Origin of the sequence: Sphaerisporangium melleum (assembly GCF_014646695.1) — a bacterium.
GTDB lineage: Bacteria > Actinomycetota > Actinomycetes > Streptosporangiales > Streptosporangiaceae > Sphaerisporangium > Sphaerisporangium melleum.
The window spans coordinates 140,603-146,633 of the sequence record NZ_BMNT01000009.1; the positions used below are offsets into that span (position 1 = coordinate 140,603).

Below are 6,031 nucleotides of genomic sequence, written 5' to 3' on the forward strand. Positions count from 1 at the left end.
GCATCCGTTCCCGGAGGCGCGTGATGATCTACCGGTTGCTCTCCCGCCCGCTGCGCGTCCTGCTGGTGCTGGCCTGTGCCGTGGCACTCGTCGCCACCGGCGCCGCCCGGCGGGCGTACGCGGTGCCCGACACCTCCGGGCCGGTGACCGGCAACTCCACCTACTTCGACGCGCTCGGCGCGCCGTACGGCGGGTGCGGTCTGCCCCAGACGGAACTGGACAGCCGGCATTTCGTCGCGCTGAACGTCTACAACACCCCCGGCGACTACGCCTACTACCCGCGGCCCATCCCGCCGTCGCAGGCGGCGCGCATCGGCCTGTGGGACAACGGACGCAACTGCGGGCGCTTCGTCCAGGTGACGGTCGGCGACTTCTGCACCGGAGTGAACGACGGGGCGGCCGGGCAGGCGTTCTGCCGGGGCGGCTCGTGGGTCTCGGACGCCTACAACGGCGCCACCCTCACCATGGTGGTCGCCGACAGCTGCGGGGACTCCAACGCGTGGTGCAGGGACGATCCCTACCACCTGGACCTGTCCAAGCACTCGCTCAACGAGTTCGTCAAGAACGGCTCCGCGGTGGGGAACCTGCTGCCGGACCACTTCAACAACCGGCGGATGACCTGGTCGTTCGTCCCCGCGCCCGACTACACCGGCGACATCCGCGTCGGGTTCCTGCAGGGGTCGCAGCGGTACTGGACGGCCATCGCGGTGTCGCACCTGGCCAACGGCATCCACGGGCTGGAGTACTTCGCGAACGGGACGTGGCAGCAGGCCGAGATGAACCGCGACATGGGGCAGTCGTTCCTCATCTCGCCGACCGCGCAGGCGGGGACCGACTACCGCATCCGGGTGCGCGACATCACCGACCAACTGATCAACGGCGGGCGGGAGTACGCGTTCTCGCTGCCGGCCTCCTGCGGGAACCAGTGCTCGGCGGCCTACACGGCGGCCACCTACACCACCAGCGGCGGCTCGTCCTCCCCCACGCCCACCCCGAGTGCCACACCGACCCCATCGCCCACCCCGAGCCCGACACCCACCCCCACCCCGACGCCGACTCCCACTCCCACTCCCACGCCTACCCCCACGCCGACGCCGAGCGGGCAGTGCCGGGTGGCGTACTCGGCCAACGACTGGGGCGGCGGCTTCAGCGGAAACATCACCATCACCAACACCGGACCCGCCATCAACGCGTGGACGCTGCGGTTCGTCTACCCGACCACGCAGATCAAGGTGTCCCAAGGCTGGTCGGCGAACTGGTCGCAGAGCGGCACCACGGTCACCGCCACCAACGTGTCGTGGAACGGGTCACTGGCCACGGGCGCCTCCACCGGGATCGGATTCAACGGCACCTACACCGGCACCCTCGCCCGCCCCACGACCTTCACCCTCAACAACACCCCCTGCACGATCACCTGAGCATCGGTCAGGCGCGGACGAGGACGATCACTTCGTTGGCGGGGAGGCGGCCCTCGAAGCGTTCCTGCAGGCCGGCCAGCCCGGCCAGCGCCTCGGCCAGCAGTTCGGCCGCCTCCGCCCCCGCCACTGCCTCGGCCACCCCGACGACCGATAACGGGGCCATCTCCTCGTCGCGGCCACCGGCCCGTCCCGCTTTGGGGGACAACAGGGCCGCGGCGGCGAGCAGGCGCAGGCGCGCGTGGGCGAAGTCGAGCATGTCGTAGGGAGCGCCCGCCGAGAGCACCGGAGCGATCAGGTCGTCGGCTTCGAGGGCCAGGCGATGGGCTACGGCGAGGTCGTCGGTTCGCGACGCCGCGGGACGGTAATGGCCGACCGGCTTCTGGCGGACATCCGACGGCCACGGAACCTTCGGGGCGGGATGAAGCATGCGGATGGCCCTGCGCAGGGCGACGAGCGGATTGCCGCGATGGCGCAGTGTGAAGGACAGCCCACCGGTGAACTCGGTGAGAACGCGATCGAAGTCGGCGAGGGCATCTTCGTCACGGTCCCGGCTCACCGGCTTACGCCAAAGGGTGAGCAGAGTACGCAGTGCGATCATGGTCCCCTCGGACCGGTCGTCGTCGAGCACGAGGGCCAGACCGAGCGCCCGCCGCAGCTCCGTTCCGCCGCTGGGGACCTCCTCGTCCTCGTACGATGCCAGAAGCTGCGACAGGACGGGACGCAGGTGGGCCAGCGGCTCCGCCGAGCCGGAGAGGCGGGCCAGGACTCCGGCAGGGCCGAACTCCAAGCCGATTCCGCTCGACATGGGGAGGAGCCGGTCGGCACCTCTACGGTCGGCGGCGGCACGGTTGACGGCGTGTGCCAGGCACGGCGCCAAAGCGCCCTCCCGTTCCAGCACCGCGTCCACCCGGCTCGATTCGAGGTGCCCGCTCATCTGCAGGTGTCGGCCGATCCGCCGAGGGAGGTCCAGCAGGTGCTGTGAGCCGGTGAAGTCCTCCACATCACCCAGGCGAACAGCCGGCTTCAGGCTGGTGACCTGTGCCGGCCCGGAACGCGCCGCTCTCTCCTGGGCGAGGTACGCGGCGATACCACGGTCGGCGGCGAGGTTCAGGCCGAGGGCCCGGCCCAGCCGCATGACCTCGGCCAGGGCCATGGCACGCCGCGCACGGGAGGCTCTGTCGGTACGCGTCACCCGAGGCTGCAACCGGTCGAGGTTCAGGTACAGCGCCAGGGTGAGGACGAGGAGGAAATCGCCGCGGTCGTGGTCGGGCCATGTCTCCGCGGCGCGCCTCAGCGCCTCGGAGAAGACAGGCGCCTGTGCCAAGATCTCGGCGGACAGCTCCGCGCCCAGTACCAGCCGTATGTAGTCGCCGCACAGGGCCGCGTCGTACGCAGGGTGCTGCAGAAGGTGCTCGATCCGGGGCGCATACGGTGAGGGGACCCCGGCCGGCTGATGAAGGACGATATTGATGCCGCCGGAGCCGGGGGCCAGCACCACGGAAAGATCGAAGTCGCTCACCCAGACGGTGCGGCCGGTCAGGCCGGCGACCAGGTGGACCGCGGGGTCGGCGATCTCTTCCTGGGTCGGCAGGCGGTAGGCGGTCTCGCCGTCGGAGAGGGCGTTGAGCCAGGTGACGAAGCGTTCGGCGTGCCCGGCCAGGATGCCCACCGCCGCCTCGTCACCGGCGGCGGACGGGGCTTCGTCCTGGCCTGCGTACCAGGTGTGCCCGTCGATGCCGGTGTCGCGGAGGAACATGTCGTACAGGTCGCGGGACACCGGGCGGGCGCAGACGGCGGTGTTCTCGTCGAGCCAGATGACCTCGCGCAGCGTGCGCTCGGCCATGACCCCGGCGAGCAGCCGGCGGCGGCCGGGGTCCTCCTCGGCGTCGCCGGACGCCAGCAGTGCCTCCAGCCGTTCCCGGACGTCCGGGTCCACCTGGAGTGCCTGCTCCGCGCAGTCGAACGCCAGCGCCAGGGCCCGCACGGTGCCCGAGGCCATGCACGCCTCGATGACCGGCGTCGCGTCGGCGTTGGCGGCCCACAGCAGTGTGGTCTCCCGCCACCAGGGGTCGTCCACGTGCCCGGGGAGCGGACCGGCGTCCTGCTGGCCGATCTGTGCGGCGGCGAGGTACTCCTGCAGGGTGAGGTGGGCGAACGCGTACACGCCCTGCTCGCGTTCGACGAGCAACCCGCTCTTGCGGGCCTCCTCCAGGAACACCTCGGGCGCGACCCTGCCGGGGACCTGGCGCAAAGCCCGCCTGATCGCTTTGGCCGCCTCTGCGGCGGGCAGGTCGCGTACCTTGGCGCGCATCATGGCCAGCGCCAGGTGCCGGACGACACGTTCCTTCTGTGGGCCGAGCAGGCCGGTGGCGTCGGCGAGGTTGCGGGCCTCCTGGCGGCGGTGCAGCAGTACGTCGCACATCTCGGCGTACAACGCGGCCCGGCTGCCGGGGAGCCGGCCGCGGTAACGGTGCACGTTGGCGATCATGGTGAGCAGCAGTGGGTTGGCCGCCAGGTCGTACAGCCCGGGCGTGGCCCGCAGCCGGGCGAGCAGGTCGTCGGCCTTCTCCTCGGCGATCTTCCTGATCCCCGGGCCGGTCGCGTCGGCGGCGCGGCACTCGATGGCGTAGTACCAGCCGTGCAGGTAGCGCGAGATCTGCTCGTGGGTGAACCGCCGCACCTGCAGCACCTCTGCGTTGGGCAGCGGGTTGGACAGGTAACCGTGCGGCCGGGAGGTGAGAACGTACTGGTTGCCCGGATGACGGGCGATCTGCCGGCCGATCCAGGCCACCACGCGGGCGCGGTCGCCCTCGTCGGCGACCTCGTCCAGCCCGTCCAGCAGGACGACGCAGCCACCGCGGTCCAGCCGCCGCTCCAGCCAGGCGGCGGACACCCGCCCGTCCAGCCAGCTCGCCGAGACGGCCACCGCGGCCAGCCCCGGCGGCTCGCCGACCAGCAGCGCGGCGGCGTGGTCGCGCAGGTACAGCAGGACGGGCAGTGGCCGGCGCCGGAGCCACCGGCGTCCGCACAGGTCGAGGGTGGTGTTGCGGACCAGCGTCGTCTTGCCCGACCCCGGGCCGCCGATGACCGCCAGCACCCGGCCACGATCGTCACCGCCGAGGAACGACTCCAGCGTCCGGCGCTCGCCCGGCACCGCGGCGGCCCGCACCGCGCCGACGTACGGCTCCCGCGCGGTGGCGTGCGACGGCCGGGGCACCAGGCTGACGTCGACGTAGACCTGTCGCATGCGCAGCACGTACTCGCTCTGCGTGGCGATGCCGAGGGTCTCCATGTACCCGACGCTCGCCCGCAACTGCCGCAGGTAGAGCCCGAGGCCGCCGTGCGGCGGCCGGTGCACCGGGCCGGGAGGCGCGGGTGGCTGCTCGGTGAGCAGCTCTCTGGACAGGTCCGCGAGCAGGGCCACGGCGAGCGCGGCGTACGCCCAGTTCCAGCTCAGCTCGCCGTCATCGAGCACCTGGTTCGTGGCGACCCCGGCGGCGACCAGGCCGGTCGCGCCGGCCAGCACCCGCAGGAGGACTTTGAGGCCTCTCACCCATCCCCTCCCGGCGTCTTCGGAACACCTCTGAGGGCACGCGCCGCGACTGCGGCCGGAACGTGCCCGTCGTCTCCACTGAACCCGGCCGAGGAGCGCGGCGGACATCCTTTGTCCGATCCGATACCGACAAGTCGTACGACAGCCGCCGTGTGCGCGTTCGCGGACGTCGCCCGTGCGACGGCGAGAGGGCGTTCACGGATCCTCCGGAGGTCGTTCGCGGCTCAGCGGCGGAACATGAGACGGACGCAGACGCCGATGGCGACGCACCCCACCGAGAAGACCAGCAGCAGGGCCGAGACCGTGAAACCGACCGCCCACAGACCCGAGTCGCCGTCCGGCCGCGGGTTCATCCCCTGCCAGAGCGCCAGCAGCGGCTGAGGGAGGGAGAAGGGAACCAGGAGGGCCAGGGCGGTGCGGACGGGCACCGCCGCGCCGAGGATCACTCCGGCCAGCAGGACCGCCGCGCACGTCCATGGGTAGAGCAGCGAGCGGAAGAAGTCGCCGTCGGTGCCGGTGGCCGCGAGCATCCAGGTCACGAGCACGCCGCAGGCGAGAGAAATGACCACCGTCAACCGCCGCCCGCGTCCTCGCCCCACGACGAGCAACCCTAGTTCACCTCCGGAGCGGAAAACGATTGGAGTCTCCACCTACTGGAGGGTGAAGTCTTGTCTCTTGTCAGGATCCCGCACAGCGGTCCATCCACGAGATGACTGAGGAGACCACAATCATGAGTGATCTGACGGAGCCGTCGGCACAGGAGCGGCAGCGCGTGATCGACGAGTTCGTCGACCAGGCGTTCGCGGGCGTCGACGCCGACGCGCCCGGGGCGGGCATCGCCCAGATGATGCGGCAACTGCCCGCCGATCTGCCGGACCGGCCGGAGGCGGAGCTGCGCGAGGCGTGGGCCGAGCTGACCGGCCTGATCTCCGACGAGGGGTTCCGGCGGCGGGTGCGGCAGATGGCCGTGGCCGGCGCCCAGGGCGGCGGGCAGGACCAGGAGTTCGACTCGGGGCGGGTGCTGGAGCACGCCGGCGCCGCCGTGGCGGCGGGCGTCGCC

At 71.5% G+C, this 6,031-nt stretch carries 3 protein-coding genes and 1 pseudogene; 2 read left to right on the forward strand and 2 right to left on the reverse strand.

All coding sequences use genetic code 11. The annotated features are described in order from the left end of the window. Window positions 1-23: 23 nt before the first annotated feature. Complete coding sequence (locus tag IEY93_RS10115) at window positions 24-1,418, forward strand: cellulose binding domain-containing protein (RefSeq protein WP_189162730.1); 1,395 nt, start codon at window positions 24-26, stop codon at window positions 1,416-1,418. A gap of 7 nt (window positions 1,419-1,425) precedes the next feature. On the opposite strand, the gene IEY93_RS10120 is transcribed toward IEY93_RS10115, so the two are convergent. Together IEY93_RS10120 and IEY93_RS10125 are read right to left on the reverse strand one after the other, a co-directional pair. Next, window positions 1,426-4,971, reverse strand: a complete 3,546-nt coding sequence (locus IEY93_RS10120) for an NACHT domain-containing protein (protein WP_189162731.1) — start codon at window positions 4,969-4,971, stop codon at window positions 1,426-1,428. 224 nt (window positions 4,972-5,195) lie between these two features. Next, window positions 5,196-5,570, reverse strand: coding sequence for a hypothetical protein (locus IEY93_RS10125; RefSeq protein ID WP_189162732.1), 375 nt, complete (start codon window positions 5,568-5,570; stop codon window positions 5,196-5,198). A gap of 131 nt (window positions 5,571-5,701) precedes the next feature. Here IEY93_RS10125 and IEY93_RS10130 point away from each other — a divergent pair. After that, window positions 5,702-6,031 (forward strand): annotated as a pseudogene (locus tag IEY93_RS10130) (MerR family transcriptional regulator); the annotation flags it as partial.